The sequence below is a fragment of the Limosilactobacillus frumenti DSM 13145 genome (genome assembly GCF_001436045.1).
GTDB lineage: Bacteria > Bacillota > Bacilli > Lactobacillales > Lactobacillaceae > Limosilactobacillus > Limosilactobacillus frumenti.
On the sequence record NZ_AZER01000016.1, the window covers coordinates 480,742 to 497,363 of the forward strand.

A 16,622-nucleotide genomic window follows, 5' to 3' on the forward strand; every position below is an offset into this window, starting at 1 on the left:
TCAGTTTCAATTGTATCATATTAAGACACTCTCTACAGGTAGCGTTTAGAACAAGGATTTAACATTATTCCACCATTGTTCTGCCCGACCACCAAAATTATTAATTGTCTGGCCGAACCGGTTAATCAAGTTACTACCATCCTTGAGGAATGATCCCCAACCTTTATCATTGCCGGTATTTGCTTGAGCCCGTTCCTGTGCATCTTCAACATTAAATTTGGTATTTGGCGTATTATTTAAGATTCCGGTCATTTCCGCTTTGAACAGCGAGTTAATACTATGCGCCGAAATATCATTCAAGGTGTGGTTAGCATTTGTGTCGTCATAGCCTTCCCACGTCGCCACAACCACATCAGGGGTATAACCAACGATCCACTTATCACGGTCATTTTGGTCATCCCACTTGACCCCTGAGTTAGTAGTCCCGGTCTTACCAGCTACAGTGTAGCCAGCGGGCTTGGCAGTTTGCCCGGTTCCGTGGTCATAAACACCAATTAACATTGAAGTCATATTCTTAGCAGTATTAGCCGAAACAACTCGTTTAGTCTTCGTCTTTTGAGCCTTGACGATTGTCTTACCGGATGCATCTTCAATTTTAGTAATAAAATGACTTTCCGGCATATTACCACTATTATCGAAGGCACTGTAAGCCCGGGCAATTTGTTCTGGGGAAACCCCCTTCGTCATCCCACCGAGGGCCAAAGCTAAGTTCCGATCGCCTTTTTCAACGGGCAAGTCAAATTTCTGAGCCATCCGATAACCAGTGTTAACCCCAATCTTATTTAACAACCAGACAGCCGGAGCGTTTAAACTTTCATACAAGGCTTTATACATCGGTACACTGCCGCTGTATGTATCATCATAGTTCTTCGGCGTGTAGTTATTTGAACCATAGGATTGTTTTTTATCCTGGAGGGTAGAATCGTAGAAGTAACCATGTTCCAGTGCCGGTGCATAAACGACTAATGGTTTAATCGTTGACCCTGGCTGACGGCGCATTTGTGTCCCGCGATTAAAGCCTCGGAACACATGCTTACCTCGACCGCCGACAATGGCTGTTACCCCACCAGTCTTGGGATCCATGGCCACAGATGCCGATTGGACCCGCGTCCCATCGGCCGAATCAACTGGGAAGTTATCATCATCCGCATAGGTCTGCTGCATGGACCGTTGCTGATCTTGGTCCAGGGTGGTGTAAATCTTGTAGCCGTTGTTCATAATTTCTTTTTCTGACAGGTGATAACGACTTTCCGCCTCGGCGATCACTGCATCAAAGAAGTATGGGTAACGGTAAGTATCACTTGGTACGTACCCATTAACTACATGTAACGGGGCCTTTTTATAAGTATTTGCACTTGCCTGGCTGATCTTGTGGTTTTCAACCATCAGCTGGATAACCAGGTTACGACGCTGCTTAGTCAGGTCAGGATGAACAATCGGGTCATAAATTCCGGGCGAAGTTAACATTCCAGCAAGAGTTGCGGCTTGCGGCACCGTCAGCTCACTGGCATCACAGTCAAAGTAGCGGCGAGCAGCATCTTGGACTCCCCAAACCCCATGACCAAAGTAAGCGTTGTTCAAGTACATCGTCAGAATCTGTTTCTTGCTGTACTGATTCTCAACCTCGACCGCAATAAAAATTTCCTTCGCTTTCCGTGAGAATGTTTGCTGTTGAGTCAAGAAGGCATTCTTAACCAACTGCTGGGTCAAGGTACTACCACCACCAGAAATGTAATCCCGGTGTAGCAACTTATTCTTCAACAGTAAAAATCCAGCCCGACCAAGACCCTTAACTGAGAAACCATGCTCATGGTAGAAGTTCCGGTCTTCTGTGGACAGGACCGCCGCCGGAACGTTATCCGAAATTTGGTCCAACTTTACATAGGTGCCCTTTTGCGAATACAGGCTCCCTGCTGATTGATTTTTACGGTCATAAATCATGGTGGGCCGTTGTAAACGATTCTCCAGATTTTTAACATCAGCTGTCTTAGCGACGAATGTTAGATAAGTAGAGGCAATCAAAAAGACCCCCAGGATAATAACGATGATCCATCGCGTTAACTGGTAACGATGCCAGAAGGCCTTGAAGCTTTGCCGAAATTGGTGCCACAAGCGTTTTAGCCATGTCTTGAACCGTTGCCCAACAGTCGATTGTTCTTCATCTTCAGGTGAACGTCTCATTACTTTCTCTCTCCATTTATACTGCGATTAAATCGATCATCATTTTACCATAGTCGGTTGCAGACCAGTAAAGTTAATGGCCAAGCTTAACAATAAATTAAAGGGACTGAGCAGTGATACCCAGTCCCTTTAATAATTAATTTAGTTATGAATTACATTTCGTCTGGAGCCTTAACATCAAGCAAAGCTAATGCCGACTTTAAAACATCAGAAACAGCTTGGGTTAATGCTAACCGTGCAGGTTGAGCCGCATCATTATCCAAGATCCGGTGATGAGCATAGTACTGGTTAAACTTCTTAGCCAGTTCCAGCGCATACTTAGCAACAACTGATGGGTCATAGTTATCAGCAGCACGCTTGATGGCATTACTGTATTGACCTAAGAAGGAAATCAGTTCCCAAGCTTCGTCACCAACTTGGCTTAAGTCAACATTAGAGAAGTCCCGAATGCCGCCTTTCCGCAAAATACTCTCGGCACGCGCACGAGCATATTGAACGTAAGGACCAGTTTCCCCTTCAAACTTAACAACATCTTCCAACTTGAAGTTAACCGCATTCCGCCGGTAGTTCTTCAGGTCATGGAAAATAACGGCCCCAATACCGACTTGCTTAGCAACTTCATCAGGGTTCTTCAAGTCAGGGTTCTTTTCAGAAATTTGTTTCCGTGCTAAATCAACCGAATCATTCAGCACATCTTCAAGAGAAACAACATTTCCCTTCCGGGTGGACATCTTCTTACCATTCAGGTTCATCAAACCAAATGAAATGTGAGTAATTTGATTCCACCAGTTGAAGCCCATCTTCTTCAGTGCCATCCGGAGTTGCTTGAAGTAAACTTCTTGTTCAGCACCAACAACGTACAATGACTTAGCGTGACCGTACATCCGCTTCCGGAAAAGAGCCGTTGCCAAATCACGCGTAATGTAAGTGGTTGTTCCGTTACTCTTGATAATCAGCAATGGTGGCAAATTGTATTCATCAAGGTCAACAATTTCAGCCCCACGACTCTTTTCTAGTAAGTGCTTGTCACGGAGTAATTGAATTGGTTCATCCATCTTTTGAGCACTGAAGGCTTCACCATTGAAGGAATCAAACTTGACATCCAACATATCGTAAACCCGTTGGAAACGTTGCAATGAAATGGTCCGGAACCAACGCCAGAGACGCCAAGCTTCCTTGTCACCATGTTCCAGCTTAGCAAACCATTCACGACCAGCATCAGTGTATTCTGGGTGTTCATCAGCTTCAGTATTGATCCGGACATACAACTTCAGCAAGGTGTTAATTGGGTCATTCTTCAAGCCATCTTGAACTTCTTGGCTATCGCCCCACATCTTGTAAGCAGCCATCATTTTACCGAACTGAGTTCCCCAGTCACCCAAGTAGTCAACACGAATCAAGTTATAATTAACCTTTTCCAGAATCCGGGCAATGGCTTCACCGATCATCGTCGAACGCAGGTGTCCCATCCCCATTGGTTTAGCAATGTTAGGTGAAGAATAATCGATTGTAACGTTAGCTTGGTGACCCAAGTCAATTTCACCATAATGCTCAGGATCATTCAGAATTTTTTCCAAAATGTTAGCCCCAACTTTAGCCTTATTAAGATAGAAGTTGATATAAGGGCCAGCTACGACAACCTTGTCAAAGCCGCTTTGGTCTATCTTAGCCACGATGTCTTGGGCGATCATTTGAGGAGCTTTATGCATTGTTTTTGCTAAGAAAAATGCTGGAAAGGCAAAGTCACCATTTTTGGAGTCCTTTGGCCGTTCAATCTTATCAGCAATTTCTGCCGCGCCTAGATCTGGTAAAGCAGCAGCTAATGCTGAAACAACTTGTTCTTTTTCACTCATTACAATTCCTCCTATACAAAAACGCCCCTAATAAGCACTGCTTACTAGAGACGAGAATTTCCCGCGGTACCACTCTAATTGAATAGAATTCCACTCGTTTTTTCATTAAATTTTAATGCCTACGAGGCACGCTTTCATTGTTCTAACTTCCTACCTCACACCAACGTAGGATCGCTGTAAATTAGTAAACAAGTACTACTCCTCGATTATTGGTTCGTTACTATATTATCATATCAAACAGTTTTGTAAATACAAATGTTAATGATTATGTTACAATTTTCATCAAATAATTAGAAAGGTTGCTGATAAAATGGTTAATCAACAAGTACAAGCAGTCACAATTGCTGGTCATGATAGTGACGGTAGTGCGGGGATGCCTGCCGACCTACATGCTTTCTTTGCTGATGGTGTCTATGGCCATGGACTCCTCACGGCGGCTGTTGCCGGTAACTCATATGGCATTGAAGCACAACAGATTATGCCCACGGACTTCATTGCAAAACAATTTGAAGTATTAGCAGCGGATTTCAACATTAAGGCAGCCAAGACGGGGATGCTTGCTAACGACGATGTTATTCAGGTCGTCGCTGAGCACTACCCCATGGCTAACTTTGGGCCCCTCGTTGTCGATCCAGTCATCATTACTAAGCATGGCAACATGCTGCTGGAACAATCGGCATATGAACTTTTCCGCGAAAAAATCATTCCATTAGCAACTGTTATTACCCCTAACTTTTATGAAGCACAAAAGCTTGCCGAAATGGAGATTCATAATACTGATGATATGCTGGCCGCGGCAAAGAAGCTTCACATGATGGGTGCCAAGAATGTGGTTGTTAAGGGTGAACACAATGATCCAACTCAAAATACTGTGACCGACGTGGTCCTCCTCGAAAATGGTGAGCACTTTACATTAACGAAGCCGTTCGTTGATACAACCCACGTTAACGGCACCGGCGATACCTTCTCCGCAACAATTGCCGGTGAATTAGCGAAGGGGCAAGATATTGCCCAAGCTGTTCGTTATGCAAAGGACGCCGTCTATGCAGCCATTGCCAACGAAATTAGTGTTGGTCATAAATTTGGCCCGATTAATCACTGGGCCGCTCAACACGCTCTTCACCAGGAGGAAAAACATGATTAATCAATATTCGCATAAAGTAGTCTTAATTGGTGATGGCGCGGTCGGCTCAGCGTTTGCCTATTCCTTACTCCAAACAACTAATGAAGTCGACCAGCTGGTCATTGTAACCAGGAACCGTGAAAAGGCGGCGGGGGACGCACTCGACCTTGCGGATATCACACCCCTCACGAGTCCAGTTGAAGTCAAAGCCGGGAACTACGAAGACGCTCACGATGCTGACGTCGTTGTCATTACGGCTGGTGTTCCCCGTAAGCCAGGCGAAAGTCGCCTTGACCTAATCCACAAGAATGTCGCCATTTTAAAACAGATTGTTACCAAAATCACGGCAACTGGCTTCAAAGGAATCTTTGTAATCTCCAGTAATCCCGTCGACCTCCTGACCACTATGACCCAGCACTTCTCTGGATTTCCAAAAGACCGCGTGATCGGGACAGGAACATCACTCGATACATTACGGCTGCGTCTCTTCTTGAGTCAACGCCTTGGATTGTCCGTTAATGCAGTCGATTCACAGGTACTTGGTGAACATGGTGACTCGTCATTTGTAACCTTCTCAGAGACAATGATTAATGGACGTCCCCTAGATGCAATCAAGCACTTCACTGCCGAGGAACGAGCGGAAATTGAAGAACAAGTCCATCGGGCAGGTGCCGAGATTATCAAACGGAAGGGCGCTACCTTCTATGGAGTTGCTAAGTGCTTATCAGCAATCGTTAGTGCCATTATTGAAAATCAAAACCGCGTTCTCCCAATTTCAGCCCCACTCGATGGTCAATACGGTATCAATGATCTCTACCTCGGTACTCCTGCCGTGATTAATCGCCAAGGAATTGGTCAGGTTATCGAATATTCGTTATCACACGAAGAACAGCTGAAAATGCAGGCTTCCGCAGATCAGCTAAAAGCTGTTCTTGAGCAAGTTAAAAATGATTAATGAAAAAGCGTCTATCTGAAGTAATGATACTTCAAATAGACGCTTATTTAGTAAGCGGGTAACGAGAATCGAACTCGCGACGCAACCTTGGGAAGGTTGAGTTTTACCACTAAACTATACCCGCATAATGAAATATGCAATTAACACATTTCATAGTATATCGCGAACTAACCTATTTGTCAGCCTTTTTTGTTGTTTTTTTAGTTGTCTTGCTCTTCTTTGCAGAGGACTTCTTAGTGGTCGTCTTCTTTGCGGCGGTCTTGCTTGATGACTTGGCATCTTTTTCTTCCTCGTCATCATCATCTTTTTCCGTCCGTGGAACGGCCTTTATCATCTTGGCTTCACTCTGACGAATCACGGCACGATTGTTTAATTCATTAACACCGCTCTTGTCACTTGGATCGAAATCTTGAATTGAAACCATAATAGAATTGTTGTAGACCTTTTCAACAATCCCAGTAAAGTCATGATCCATCGGGCCGAACTTCTTGCCTTGAACTAAATCACCAATTTCGAAATCTGCCACTGATTCTCACCTCATAAATTCAGATTAATGGTCACAATACGTAAGACTACACTTTTTCAACGACTTTTTCAAGCCAAATGACCATAGTAGCAATCTGCCGAGAGTGCTAAAATCAAACTGAAGGAGTGGTAGTATGCTGTCCGACTTAATCATTTTTATTACGGTTCTTGCAGCAGTTTCATCAATCGCCGGCACTAAAGCCAAAATGGAAAAGCATGTCGCCGATTGGCTGGGCGCTAGTCGCCTCTCATTTTTCATTTTACTTGTGGCGATCATTGTCCGCATTATTGTTGAATTTCCCCACTTAATCATCTGGCAAATTCTCTGGTTAATCCTGGTTACCATTGTCTTCTGTTTAATGGAAATTGCCTTTCGGGAAAAGCGCGAAACATTTGGCAACCCCCGTCATGCGCGCCTGATGACCATCGGATTGATTCTTAATTTCTTGATTGCTTGTCTGCTGGCTTAACCCAGTAGGCCTGATCAATTGTCGCAAGCATCTTGACTAATTGCTTTGTTTCGACAACATCGTGAACACGGAATACCCGACCACCATGCTGGTACATTGCTGCTTCAGCCACCAATGTTACCGGCAGGCGGTCTTTTTTATCTAACCCAAATAGCTGCTTGCCGAAGCCTTTCCGCGAAATTGCCACCAGCAATGGCAGGTTGAATTGCGTAAGTAAATTAATGTTACGCATCATTGTCATATCCTGATGACCGTCTGCCACTTTAGCATAGCCGATTCCTTGGTCAAGGCAGATCCGACGACGGTCAATGCCAGCACTGATTAATGCACTGACGTTTTCCTGAAAGAAGTGCACCATTGCATGTCCTAAATCATTATATTCTTGGTTCCGATTACTATGCATCGTAATCAAGCCGGCCTGACTATCTGCTAGCAACGACCGCTTCTCTGGTGTTTCAAATCCATTCACATCATTGATGATGTCAACGTGCCTATCCAACGCAAACTTCATGACCGGTAATTTATAGGTATCAACCGCAATTGGCATCTGCGGATAATGTTCCTGTAAGAAATCAATTGCTGGACTGATCCGGTCAATTTCTTCTTCGGGACTAATTTCGTTAAATCCACCCGGTTTAGTGGTTTGACCACCGACTTCAATCACATCAGCACCTGCGGCCACCAGCTTATCGATTTGCTGATACATCTTGTCAGGAGAATTGAATTGACCACCGTCATAGAAAGAATCTGGCGTAACGTTCAGAATAGCATATACCAACCCCATTGACGTTAAATTAAATGCGAACCGCCCCGCTTGCCAGATTAGTTGGTGCTCCTTGACAATGGCCGCAATTGATGACCCCAGGACTTGGTCTTGGGGCCACTGTTGGCTAATTGCTTGTTGAAGCACTGACAAGGCGTCTTGGGGAAGCAAAAAATTAACCAACGCCTTCTGAAAATCAAACGCCAGCGGGCAATCAAAGTGGTTCAAGAATGCTTCAACAGCTGGTAATTCTTCTGGATTAGCCACCCACGTCAAAGCAACTTGCCGGTGAACATTAGTAAAATATTTGATAGTCTCCTGACCAAGACTAGTTCGATTATTCTGCAATGGCATTTCCATAATTTTCATCGTTGCCGCCCCCTCAGCTTAGCGAGCAATTGATTGACTGCCTTAGACCGTACTAAGTAGTAGTAACGCTCATTGAACGGCATTTCTGCTAAGGTCTGGTTCTCTCCAGTTGGAATCAAGATCCGGTCAAACCCCTTGGTATAAGAACCGCGTTGTTCATGAGCGACGCGACCATGGATCATTGCTCGGCTAGTCGCAATAATTTCATCATTATAAGCACAGGCTAACCAAGATACCATTGTGAAGCCTCGTTCGTGTCCCTTTAATTTACTTAAGATGGCCTCATCATAGGCTTCCGGGGTGGGATAAGCTGCCAAATCGCGACCAGTTGTCACTCCCAACCAATCTGGAAAAGCCGCTAATTGTAACCCTGAATCATCAGCAATGACGTATTTGTTAGGAAGCAGGTGACTAATAAAGAGGGCCTTATTGATGGCATTAGCCCGGTAAGAATCGTTACTCTCCTTTGGATACCGCTGCTTGGGCATCACATCAGTGTATGGCCGACCATGGTTACCAGTCCAGGTTAAAATGCGCTGTAATTCAGCAATCTTATTAGGGTTATGAGTTGCAATATAGTATTCAGTCATAATCTTTTTCCACTTCCTTAATTAAGTAAAACGAGCCGGTCATTAAAACCGTGTCTTCTGGAGTCGCTAACTTTTGGGCCAAGACCATAGCATCATGGCCGTTTGCTGCTGGGAGTCCGCCCGGTAACGCTGATTGAAGAGCGCTGAGGGTTAATGCTCGCTGTGGATTGTCGGGACTGGTCAGAATCAACTGATCGGCGATGGGCTGGTAAAGGTCAACCATCGTTTGCCAATCCTTATCTGCTAAAAAGCCGATCACCATAATTAAACGGCCGTGTCGTGGCAATTGCTTCATCGTTGCCACAATCTGGCGGGCAGCATCCGGATTATGAGCACCATCCAAAATGGTTAACGGATGTTGTTGAACCACCTGCATCCGTCCCGCAATCTGGATAGTTGCCATCACGTGACAGAATGACTGCCAGCTCTTTATTTGATGATGGGCAATCAGCCAGTTGACAACCAATGCGGCAGTCCGGACATTGTCATCTTGAAAGGTACCCAGCAAGTTAAGCCGACTATTAATTTGCTGACCAGCAACTGTTAGTTGAACCTGTTGGCCCTGACGAACAATATGAATAGTGTCGGCTCGATGTAAGGATACACGTTGACGGTGACATTGGTCAGCAATAACCGTTACTGCAACCGTTTCCTGGTGTGGAGCCAGGAAAATGGCCTTGGTTCCCGGTTTAATGATCCCGGCCTTGGCCTGGGCAATTTGTTTGATTGTAGATCCTAATATTCTGGTATGGTCTAAAGCAATATGAGTAATCACCGCTAATAAGGGCGCATCAATGACATTAGTCGCATCATCTTGACCACCGAGCCCACATTCGATAACGGCCCACTGCACTCGTTGATCAGCAAAGTACTGAAGCATGATCAAAGTCCACCACTCAAATATCGATAGCATTGGCGCGGTAACTCCGTGAGGTAACCGCTCTGCAATATATTGATAGGTTTTAACAAAATCTTGCGGACTAATCATTTGGTCATTGACTTTGATTTGTTCACGTTGATCGACCATCGCAGGACTCGAGAAGTAGCCAACACGCTTTCCGTCACCCTGAAGAGTTTTTTCAATGAGTGAGCCTGTTGAACCTTTCCCATTTGTGCCAGCAATGTGAATAATTTGATAATCGTGGTCCGGATGACCAAGTGCAGATAGTACGCGTTTTAATAATGGCACCCGGTCATCGTTCCCACCCAACATTGACTGGTTCATCTCATGGACTAATTGCTGGTAAGTTAACACTGTGTTTGCCTCGTTTGTTGCAAAAATTCCTGACGAAGATCCTGGCGGTCATGAAAATCACCAGTAAACTTATCAGTGTACGTAAATTGACCAGCCTTGCAAATTCCCCGCATTTCCATACACATATGGCGGGCAACAATTGTAACTGCAATCCCTTGGGGGTCTAAAATACGCTGTAATTCGCCAACCAGTTCAGTCGTAACTCGTTCCTGCATCCCCGGCTTTTTGGTAACAAAGTCCACTAACCGCGGAATCTTACTTAGGCCAATCACCCGACCATTACGTGGAACATACGCGACGTTAGCATACCCAAAGAACGGTAGAAAATGGTGTTCACACATGGAGTAAAAGGGGATGTGTTGAATCAATACCATTTCCGGTTGTTCATCAACGTGAAAGACTTTATAGTTAGTAAATTCTTCTGGTCGATGATTAAGCGAAGAGAAAATTTCCCCATACATTTTAGCAACCCGTGTTGGCGTTTCACGAAGGCCTTCACGGTCAGGGTCTTCGCCCAAGGCGACAATTAAATCATGAATTGCCCTTTCAACTTTCACTTGGTCCATCCTAACACCTCACTTGAATACTTCTTTTTGAGCCAATTATGGTCGGTTGTCGTGTCCAATAGTCGCTGAACTGCTTGGTAGTGAACGTCATCTTTGGACATCGCTTCCAAAGTGGGAATTAACACAAACCGGCGATTCCCCATTTCTGGATGAGGAACTGTCAGCGTCGGCGTATTAATGTGTTCCTGACCATAATAAATAATATCTAAGTCAATCGTCCGTGGTCCCCAGTGAATCAGTCTTTTCCGGTGTAAGTGCTGCTCAATATCGTGCAGTAAGTCCAGCAACTGTTGAGCGTCTAAACTCGTCTGTAAAATGATCGCAATATTATAGAAAGCTTGTTGCTCAACCCCACCGACTGGTTCAGTTTCATATACCGACGATATAGACGTAATCGTCACTGCTTGCTGGCTGTTAAGCATTCGGACAGCCGTTTGAAGATTGCTTAACCGGTCGCCAATATTGCTACCTAAGCTTAACACCGCTTCAATCATTTTGTTCATGGTGGAAATCAACCTCGATTTCAGCATTATTGAGGACGCCCTCAATTGGCAAGTTATATTTCCGAATATTTAGATGAACTGCCTGTAATTGGGGATAATCACGCAAAATTTGTTTTCCCAAATGGTTAGCCAAACTCTCGATCAGCTTATAGTGGTGCTGACTAACAAATTGACGAATAGTCTCGTAAACGTCTGCATAACTAACTGTTTCGTGCAGGTCATCGTCCTGAACTTGCTCCTCAATAGGATAGGTCATCAGACAATCAATTTCCAATTTCTGTCCTAGCTGCCGTTCTGCATCAAACACACCATTATAGGTATGAAAGACCATGTTATTTAAACAAATCTTTCCGATAACGATCACTCCCCTAACAAGGCTCTTTACTAATTTAATCATACTTTACCATATGACTTTCGCCAAGTGGAATGACCAAGGAATTGACTATTTTTATTTTCTTTTTGCTGGTAATAGTTCGATTTAAGCGAACAATTATGGCATTGATAATCTTAAAGTACGGAAGCATTAGCTAAATTATCCTGTATAATGGAATCAAATAGGAAGTGATAAAATGTTTCTTTCAACTGAAGCTTTTCCCCAAGCCCACAAAGTTTTAGGAATCGTCAATGCAACTGCTCATTTAATGTTACCGAGTGATTCTATCGATGCATTCGAATCAATGGACCAGTTGTTTGATGAAGTCCGTGAAAAATTAAAAGAGCGGGCAAACAGCAAGCACGCGGACGGTGTGGTGAACATCCGCTTTACAACGAATGTCGCCAATGTCCAAGTTGCCCCTAAGTTTTTAGTTTTGACAGGTTATGGGACAATGATCCAATTCTTGAAGAAGGATTGATTAAAAGTCTTGTAATTTATCGAAAGAGTCTGTATACTATTTATTGTTGTCAAGTGATTGATAGCAATTTGTTGCCCCAGTGGCGGAATTGGCAGACGCGCAACGTTCAGGTCGTTGTATGGGTTTCCATGTACAGGTTCGAATCCTGTTTGGGGCACTTTTTTAGTTTTAAATACTTTTTACTAGTCGCTAAACGTTGATATATCAGCATTCTTAATTTTGAAAAATGCCAATAAAAGGTATCTTTTGAAGAAATTGTTGAAAAATTGTTGAAAAACATTTCTTCCCGTCAGCGTGTCAGATCACTGTTTTCAGTGGTCTTTTTATTTTGCCTGCGGAACTTTTGCGGAAAAAATGGTGCTTTTTCTCTTTTTAGGGTGTCTGAATTGTCAGAATTAGGAATCATCCCCACCAAAAATAAAGTTTATTTGGGAGATGATATAATGATTCTGTTTGAATATATACCGTTGAAGGCGCCATGTAGGACGCTTTTTGTTTATTGCTCGCTGTAAGTCATTACAGGATTATAATTGACTTATTGAGTGGTACAAAATTAAAGGGCAATCTAAGTAATTCTTAGGTTGTCCTTTTGCTTTTGGCAATTGAGCTAGTTCTTGAATCAAATAAATAATACTAATGGCATCCCTTTTGAATTGACTAATCGTCCATCAAGTATTGACCGTTCATTAAAAGAGCTGAAAGACGGTAATTACCAGTCATTTAATTCTATTGATGAATTATCTAAAGAGTTAAACAACTAGAATATTTTAATTAATTGAATCTTTTTAACTCAAAGACCATCGCCCTAGCATGTATAGAGCAATGGTCTTTATTTACTGTAAGTAATCATTGATAAATTTATCTATCTCATCATTCAACACGATCATCCCCTTTAACTACGAATTCACTATCAATATAGTATTTTGACAGGTTCTTTATGTTCAAATTCGACAGTTAAAAGCCCCTAATTATTGCGCTTGCCTTTTGTGATAATTCCTGTAATACCAACGCTTATTGCCATTCGATCAAAGGTAACGATTGTTAACTACGAATCACGGTATAACGTAACATTTTCCTACATTTTAGTAACTACAAATGCTCTCATGATGTCCAATTTTGCCCAATACTATTGGTACTGTGTTGCCGTTGTATCAATGTTTAGGCAATCCCTAATGGTTGTACATTGTATGGAACTAATCGGCCATTATTCCGATATTCTTGTATGCGGTCGTCACCTTGTTACTGTAATATCCTGCATAAAAGCGACGGTGCTTTTGATACACGAACCCCAGTAACTCCATGTTTTGCTTGAACTTGCGATTGGTTAACGGCTTTAGTCCTTGTTGATTACAGTATTCTTTGTAATGTTCATAGATAACACGGCAAGCACTATATAACCGTCTATCTTTGCTAATACTGTCAGAGAACACAAAACTAACAACTGTGGGGTCTGCTTTGTCTTTATTTCTAACTCTGAAATGATAATCTTTTTTGCTTTCTGTCATCATCTGCATTAGATTATTTCGGTTAAATACATAGCGTCCACGATACCAACTCATTCAAAATCATCTCCATTCTGCTTTATTCAAGCTGGTTACTTAACTATTTTCGTGTGGCTTTTAGGCATGAACTCATAAGCCAATAACAATGCTTTTCTCTGTCGGTGGTAAAAGTTGCCAACCGTGATAGTAATATCATGGCGTGCCAACTGCTCAATCGTCTTTTGAGTGCTGTACTTCTTGATAAAGCGACATTCTAAAATAATTGCACTGCTAGGATCAATCTGATTGACTGCACTAACTACCGTTCTTCTTTCAACGAGTTCATATTTTGCTTGTTGATGTTCAATTGGATTAGCTAAGTTACTAATTTTTCGGCGACTATAGATCAGATTCCAATCCTCAAAACTTTTCAGATAGTTTTTAGCTTCTTGACTAGCGCTTTTCACGTCTACAGTGGGGATGATTGATAATTTAAACAGCTCCAATATAATTGGCTTGTTTGATTGATTGCGTGAGCGTGCCGATTATGGTGCGCCTTTTTTATGCCCGAAAAATCTGCATATACTTAGATTCGATTTTAAAGCCGTCTGAGCCATTTTGGGTTTAAGATGATTAAATTATATTAATTGCCTGCTAGTCGTTTTAAAACAGGGTAATTTTTCAAAATAAACGTATGTTCACGATTGATATGCACACTATGAAACCAGAATCCTACTACATTTTCATCCTTTTCCGCTCAATAATAACAAAGCATCCCCTATTTTCGTTGAAATGACAACGGTTAGGGGATGTTAATGTTTAGCGGTCAAAGTAACACCATAGCTTTTTAACACCCGTCAAATATGACAATCTTTTTATAGTGTGCCCTAACTGCCCTTTTATTGGCTATCTAATCTGTATATAGAGATTATCCAACTGTAACCTGCTCAATAGCATCCGACAGATGATTAACTACCAGATTCTTAATACTATTAACATCTGATTGTCCTGATCTTGTTGATGCTAACTGACTTATTCCTTCTTGAACAAAAGACATTTTGTACTTATTGAGTAAGTCAGTGAAGATTACCACTAGGCGCTGGTCATCATAAGGAATATTGCTGTCAAACTCACGATTCAGTGAATCGAAGAGAGATTCAATCTCATCATTCACCGCTAATCGGTTTTCCATTGACGGTCTTTCGGTGCTTGCAATAGTAGCATTATTATACATAGTGGAAGTAGAAGCGACAGATGACGAAGAATCTTTCCCCAAACCCTTATTAGAAGTAGTTGTTGCCGTGTGCGTTGATCTATGTTGATCTTTGCTGACTTGATCTTTTCTTGTCTTGTCTACTCTACTCTTATCTAATCTAATCTTATCTATTCTATTCTGTGCAAGAAGTTTCGATGATGTTTCTTCGACACTTCCAGGAACTTTCTTAGAAGTTTCTTGGAAGTGGTGAGAATACTGTTGTAACTGGATTTCTGGCGATGTTTTCTTGTCTCGGCCATTTTTAATCCATGCATTAACAGGCGCCATTACATCATCATCAGATGGATTAAGAGTATATGCAAAATTCGTTTTTATGTAGAGCAATTCTCGAATCGATAGGAATTCTGTAGGCTTGTAAATTTTACCTTCAATCTTATTTTGAGAGTACCAATCTGTAATAACATAGACACCGCTCTGGGTAGGCTTTAGGATTAAATTATTATCTAACAATTCCTCATAATTGTCGGCGTTAGCCCCTGTCAAAAAGTTAATCATTTTAACACTTCCAACAAAGCCATCGTCATCAGCATTTAAGACAAGATAAAAATACAACAGTTTACTAATAGGATTCATATCAACGAAGCGGTCATCCTCTGCAATACTCCGACTAATCATTCTTCTTTCAGCCATTAATGAAATTCCTCCAGTTTGTTGTAATATAATTCGCCATCAACAAATAACTTTGTTAGTTCAATAAGCCGTTTTAACGTGTCTGGGTCATTATTGGTGACTTGCTTAATCCGGTTGATAAGATTTTGGCGATTACGCTCTTTACCTTTGTTATGAGTTAAGTAATTAGGATTGCCAATTGACTTCATGATGAAATATAAGCGGGTTACATCCTCATTGCGATTGTGCGTTAATAGTGACAACTTGGAATATAGATCATCATTGAAACCATCAAGATAAATCAATAAAGTATGAACTCGCCCAATATTATCTCCAACAAATTCACCAATTCAGTTAGCTAAGTCGTTTGGCTTTTTGGCCTGGTCAACATCCTTCAAATACTTATACCAGCTCAACAAGGCAAGATATGTAGTATTAATGTCACAACGCTCTTTGCGTCCATCTGGGGCGGTTAAAGTTACAAGATTCATTGGTCATCGTCCCCTTTGTAATATGCGCTGACAGCCTCATTCAATTGTTTTTCAGCCTGGTTGATAGTATCTTCGGAAGCGTTAGACAGAGTTAGCAATTTAAACCAAAGCCGTTTTGCTTGGTACTGCTTGCCCTTATCAGTTGAGGGGTAATTGGTAAAAAGCGTTGTTGAATCGCTTATTAGGTCATTAAACGTTGCTGACAATCCCTTCACGGTATCCAATGTGATTTGAACATTCTCCACTTTGTCGATACTGAATTGTTTCATGATCTTATTCCTCCATTTTTAGGGATGATTGCCCCAATATCAAAAGTTACATGTTAGAATAAGCAAGCAACGGGAAACCGTTGCAATGCTTATATTTTGGGCTGTTAAATGCTAACTACTTTGGTCGGTGAGTAGCATTTGACGGCCTTTTTATTTTGTCTGAACATCATTCTTCATTTCCTAACTGTGCATTACCGATTACTTGTGCTCGCTTGGTCATTACCATTATTTGAGAAGTAAGTGGAGCAAGGGCAATAGACCGTTCTTTGTCATTGGTAATAATGAAGTAACCATTGTTTGGATGCTCGTATCTTGCTCCAATTGGTTGATGATGAATCACAATTAAACGGTTGATCGTTCCCCGAACTTTGCGACTGCTCCAGCCTGTGAGATTAATTAGCTCTTTTAAGGGTCGAGGCCGGTCAATTCCCTTTGGCAATAAATCCATAATGCGTTGTTCTTCTTTATCTAACTTTCGTGCCATAATTT

The 16,622-nt window shown here is 42.2% G+C and carries 20 protein-coding genes and 2 tRNA genes; 5 read left to right on the forward strand and 17 right to left on the reverse strand.

Annotated elements, in window-relative coordinates:
• Window positions 1-45: 45 nt before the first annotated feature.
• Together FD27_RS07000 and argS are read right to left on the reverse strand one after the other, a co-directional pair.
• Complete coding sequence (locus FD27_RS07000) at window positions 46-2,181, reverse strand: PBP1A family penicillin-binding protein (protein WP_057751847.1); 2,136 nt, start codon at window positions 2,179-2,181, stop codon at window positions 46-48.
• Window positions 2,182-2,333: 152 nt separating this feature from the next.
• Window positions 2,334-4,034, reverse strand: coding sequence for an arginine--tRNA ligase (gene argS / locus FD27_RS07005; RefSeq protein WP_057751851.1), 1,701 nt, complete (start codon window positions 4,032-4,034; stop codon window positions 2,334-2,336).
• Window positions 4,035-4,344: 310 nt separating this feature from the next.
• On the opposite strand from argS, the gene thiD reads away from it, so the two are divergent.
• Window positions 4,345-5,178 carry a bifunctional hydroxymethylpyrimidine kinase/phosphomethylpyrimidine kinase gene (thiD, locus tag FD27_RS07010; RefSeq protein WP_057751854.1) on the forward strand — a complete coding sequence of 278 codons (834 nt, stop codon included), beginning with the start codon at window positions 4,345-4,347 and terminating at the stop codon, window positions 5,176-5,178.
• Window positions 5,171-6,112, forward strand: coding sequence for an L-lactate dehydrogenase (locus tag FD27_RS07015; protein ID WP_057751857.1), 942 nt, complete (start codon window positions 5,171-5,173; stop codon window positions 6,110-6,112). The genes thiD and FD27_RS07015 overlap by 8 nt, the downstream gene beginning before the upstream one ends.
• Window positions 6,113-6,165: 53 nt before the next feature.
• Here FD27_RS07015 and FD27_RS07020 read toward each other — a convergent pair.
• Window positions 6,166-6,236 (reverse strand) — tRNA-Gly (locus FD27_RS07020).
• A 48-nt stretch (window positions 6,237-6,284) separates the two neighbouring features.
• Window positions 6,285-6,638 carry a hypothetical protein gene (locus FD27_RS07025; RefSeq protein WP_057751860.1) on the reverse strand — a complete coding sequence of 118 codons (354 nt, stop codon included), beginning with the start codon at window positions 6,636-6,638 and terminating at the stop codon, window positions 6,285-6,287.
• Between the two features lie 133 nt (window positions 6,639-6,771).
• Here FD27_RS07025 and FD27_RS07030 point away from each other — a divergent pair, with 133 nt between their 5' ends.
• Window positions 6,772-7,107 carry a hypothetical protein gene (locus FD27_RS07030; RefSeq protein ID WP_057751863.1) on the forward strand — a complete coding sequence of 112 codons (336 nt, stop codon included), beginning with the start codon at window positions 6,772-6,774 and terminating at the stop codon, window positions 7,105-7,107.
• Here the strand turns inward: FD27_RS07030 and folP are convergent.
• The 6 genes from folP to folB are packed head-to-tail and all read right to left on the reverse strand — an operon-like array spanning window position 7,076 to window position 11,508.
• Window positions 7,076-8,239, reverse strand: a complete 1,164-nt coding sequence (gene folP / locus FD27_RS07035; RefSeq protein ID WP_057751866.1) for a dihydropteroate synthase — start codon at window positions 8,237-8,239, stop codon at window positions 7,076-7,078. The two genes, FD27_RS07030 and folP, sit on opposite strands and share 32 nt — an antisense overlap.
• Window positions 8,236-8,829 carry a non-canonical purine NTP pyrophosphatase gene (locus tag FD27_RS07040; protein ID WP_057751869.1) on the reverse strand — a complete coding sequence of 198 codons (594 nt, stop codon included), beginning with the start codon at window positions 8,827-8,829 and terminating at the stop codon, window positions 8,236-8,238. The genes folP and FD27_RS07040 overlap by 4 nt, the downstream gene beginning before the upstream one ends.
• Window positions 8,822-10,084, reverse strand: a complete 1,263-nt coding sequence (locus FD27_RS07045; RefSeq protein WP_057751872.1) for a bifunctional folylpolyglutamate synthase/dihydrofolate synthase — start codon at window positions 10,082-10,084, stop codon at window positions 8,822-8,824. Before FD27_RS07045 ends, FD27_RS07040 begins: the two co-directional genes overlap by 8 nt.
• Window positions 10,078-10,650 carry a GTP cyclohydrolase I FolE gene (gene folE / locus FD27_RS07050; protein ID WP_057751875.1) on the reverse strand — a complete coding sequence of 191 codons (573 nt, stop codon included), beginning with the start codon at window positions 10,648-10,650 and terminating at the stop codon, window positions 10,078-10,080. Before folE ends, FD27_RS07045 begins: the two co-directional genes overlap by 7 nt.
• Window positions 10,638-11,144 carry a 2-amino-4-hydroxy-6-hydroxymethyldihydropteridine diphosphokinase gene (folK, locus tag FD27_RS07055; RefSeq protein WP_057752063.1) on the reverse strand — a complete coding sequence of 169 codons (507 nt, stop codon included), beginning with the start codon at window positions 11,142-11,144 and terminating at the stop codon, window positions 10,638-10,640. Before folK ends, folE begins: the two co-directional genes overlap by 13 nt.
• Entirely contained in the window at window positions 11,137-11,508 is a 372-nt protein-coding gene (gene folB, locus FD27_RS07060; protein ID WP_268872919.1) for a dihydroneopterin aldolase, read from the reverse strand. Before folB ends, folK begins: the two co-directional genes overlap by 8 nt.
• Window positions 11,509-11,722: 214 nt before the next feature.
• On the opposite strand from folB, the gene FD27_RS07065 reads away from it, so the two are divergent.
• Both FD27_RS07065 and FD27_RS07070 read left to right on the forward strand, forming a co-directional pair.
• Window positions 11,723-12,007: a YbjQ family protein gene (locus FD27_RS07065; protein WP_057751881.1), complete on the forward strand. Its 285-nt coding sequence runs from the start codon at window positions 11,723-11,725 to the stop codon at window positions 12,005-12,007.
• A 73-nt stretch (window positions 12,008-12,080) separates the two neighbouring features.
• Window positions 12,081-12,164: transfer RNA gene (locus FD27_RS07070), tRNA-Leu, on the forward strand.
• Window positions 12,165-13,200: 1,036 nt separating this feature from the next.
• Here the strand turns inward: FD27_RS07070 and FD27_RS07075 are convergent.
• The 7 genes from FD27_RS07075 to FD27_RS07100 all read right to left on the reverse strand — a co-directional run bounded on the left by FD27_RS07075 (window position 13,201) and on the right by FD27_RS07100 (window position 16,617).
• On the reverse strand, window positions 13,201-13,566 hold the full coding sequence (locus FD27_RS07075) for a primase-like DNA-binding domain-containing protein (RefSeq protein WP_057751884.1): 366 nt from the start codon (window positions 13,564-13,566) through the stop codon (window positions 13,201-13,203).
• Between the two features lie 35 nt (window positions 13,567-13,601).
• A complete protein-coding gene (locus FD27_RS07080) occupies window positions 13,602-13,955 on the reverse strand; it encodes a hypothetical protein (protein ID WP_235803023.1) in 354 nt (117 codons plus the stop codon).
• 461 nt (window positions 13,956-14,416) lie between these two features.
• The gene (locus FD27_RS07085; RefSeq protein WP_057751887.1) at window positions 14,417-15,394 is read right to left on the reverse strand and encodes a hypothetical protein; all 978 of its coding nucleotides are present in this window, start codon (window positions 15,392-15,394) and stop codon (window positions 14,417-14,419) included.
• Entirely contained in the window at window positions 15,394-15,582 is a 189-nt protein-coding gene (locus tag FD27_RS08940) for a hypothetical protein (protein ID WP_235803024.1), read from the reverse strand. The genes FD27_RS07085 and FD27_RS08940 overlap by 1 nt, the downstream gene beginning before the upstream one ends.
• 141 nt (window positions 15,583-15,723) lie before the next feature.
• A complete protein-coding gene (locus FD27_RS08945; RefSeq protein WP_235803025.1) occupies window positions 15,724-15,864 on the reverse strand; it encodes a hypothetical protein in 141 nt (46 codons plus the stop codon).
• On the reverse strand, window positions 15,861-16,133 hold the full coding sequence (locus tag FD27_RS07095) for a hypothetical protein (RefSeq protein WP_057751890.1): 273 nt from the start codon (window positions 16,131-16,133) through the stop codon (window positions 15,861-15,863). Before FD27_RS07095 ends, FD27_RS08945 begins: the two co-directional genes overlap by 4 nt.
• Window positions 16,134-16,299: 166 nt before the next feature.
• Window positions 16,300-16,617 (reverse strand): hypothetical protein, encoded by a 318-nt coding sequence (locus FD27_RS07100; protein ID WP_057751893.1) that lies wholly within the window; start codon window positions 16,615-16,617, stop codon window positions 16,300-16,302.
• Window positions 16,618-16,622 lie beyond the last annotated feature (5 nt).

Coding starts and splice junctions, on each gene's coding strand:
- FD27_RS07000 (WP_057751847.1), bottom strand. CDS start 2,181: ATGAGACGTTCACCTGAAGATGAAGAACAATCGACTGTTGGGCAACGG.
- argS (WP_057751851.1), bottom strand. CDS start 4,034: ATGAGTGAAAAAGAACAAGTTGTTTCAGCATTAGCTGCTGCTTTACCA.
- thiD (WP_057751854.1), top strand. CDS start 4,345: ATGGTTAATCAACAAGTACAAGCAGTCACAATTGCTGGTCATGATAGT.
- FD27_RS07015 (WP_057751857.1), top strand. CDS start 5,171: ATGATTAATCAATATTCGCATAAAGTAGTCTTAATTGGTGATGGCGCG.
- FD27_RS07030 (WP_057751863.1), top strand. CDS start 6,772: ATGCTGTCCGACTTAATCATTTTTATTACGGTTCTTGCAGCAGTTTCA.
- folP (WP_057751866.1), bottom strand. CDS start 8,239: ATGAAAATTATGGAAATGCCATTGCAGAATAATCGAACTAGTCTTGGT.
- FD27_RS07040 (WP_057751869.1), bottom strand. CDS start 8,829: ATGACTGAATACTATATTGCAACTCATAACCCTAATAAGATTGCTGAA.
- folE (WP_057751875.1), bottom strand. CDS start 10,650: ATGGACCAAGTGAAAGTTGAAAGGGCAATTCATGATTTAATTGTCGCC.
- folK (WP_057752063.1), bottom strand. CDS start 11,144: ATGATTGAAGCGGTGTTAAGCTTAGGTAGCAATATTGGCGACCGGTTA.
- FD27_RS07065 (WP_057751881.1), top strand. CDS start 11,723: ATGTTTCTTTCAACTGAAGCTTTTCCCCAAGCCCACAAAGTTTTAGGA.
- FD27_RS07075 (WP_057751884.1), bottom strand. CDS start 13,566: ATGAGTTGGTATCGTGGACGCTATGTATTTAACCGAAATAATCTAATG.
- FD27_RS07085 (WP_057751887.1), bottom strand. CDS start 15,394: ATGGCTGAAAGAAGAATGATTAGTCGGAGTATTGCAGAGGATGACCGC.
- FD27_RS08940 (WP_235803024.1), bottom strand. CDS start 15,582: ATGAAGTCAATTGGCAATCCTAATTACTTAACTCATAACAAAGGTAAA.
- FD27_RS08945 (WP_235803025.1), bottom strand. CDS start 15,864: ATGAATCTTGTAACTTTAACCGCCCCAGATGGACGCAAAGAGCGTTGT.
- FD27_RS07095 (WP_057751890.1), bottom strand. CDS start 16,133: ATGAAACAATTCAGTATCGACAAAGTGGAGAATGTTCAAATCACATTG.
- FD27_RS07100 (WP_057751893.1), bottom strand. CDS start 16,617: ATGGCACGAAAGTTAGATAAAGAAGAACAACGCATTATGGATTTATTG.